Source organism: Acidaminococcus sp. CAG:542 (assembly GCF_000437815.1).
Classification (GTDB): domain Bacteria; phylum Bacillota; class Negativicutes; order Acidaminococcales; family Acidaminococcaceae; genus Acidaminococcus.
Genome location: NZ_FR902054.1, coordinates 21,419 through 22,067, shown reverse-complemented (window position 1 = coordinate 22,067; position 649 = coordinate 21,419). Strand labels below are relative to the sequence as shown.

The 649-nt window shown below is 63.9% G+C and carries 1 protein-coding gene; it reads right to left on the bottom strand.

Translation table 11 applies throughout. From position 1 onward, the window contains the following. Positions 1-86: 86 nt before the first annotated feature. Positions 87-649, bottom strand: a 563-nt coding sequence (locus tag QVO43_RS03860; protein ID WP_288174482.1) for a 5'-methylthioadenosine/S-adenosylhomocysteine nucleosidase, incomplete at its 5' end; no start/stop codon positions are given.

The window sequence follows — 649 nt, the reverse complement described above, 5'->3', positions numbered from 1 at the left end:
GTGGGTTAGCAGCGCCAGCTGCGTTTCCATTCAAAAAATTTGCCTGCAAATTTTTCCTTCGGCCCGCGGCCCCTGCTCTTCCCTCTTCACTCTGCACTCTTCACTACCCTTACCACCCACTCCTGCACCGCCCGGGCGGTTTCCGGGTCGAAGGGGCGCCTGGTGCGGTTGTTGTTGGAGATCACCCGCAGGGCGGCAAAGGGAATTCCCATCCTTCCGGCGGTATCCCCGGCTCCGGCAGTTTCCATCTCTTCGCACAGAGCCCCGGTGTTCGCCTCCTGGTCCCGGATAGTGTCCGGGCAGTCGTTCCACCGGTCTGCAGAGGCAATGGTCCCCAGCACCACCCGGCCCCGGGTGTAGGCCGTGCCCCAGCTGTCCAGCCACCGGACCGCCTCCCGGTCACAGGGATGGAAAAAGGGCCGGTCCCCGGTGAACTCACTTTCCTTGCTTTCCCCTTCCAGGGCCGCCAGGTCCAGGTAATAATCCTTCCCGTACCGGGACTGGAACAGGGCGTTCCCGTTGAACCACCGTTCCCCCACCACCAGGTCAAAAGGCTCCAGGTCCACCGGATATCCCCCGGCAGTCCCCTGGTTCAGCACCAGGGCAGGCTGGAACAGGGTGCAGCCAAGGGCCGTGGCAGCAGCTGCGG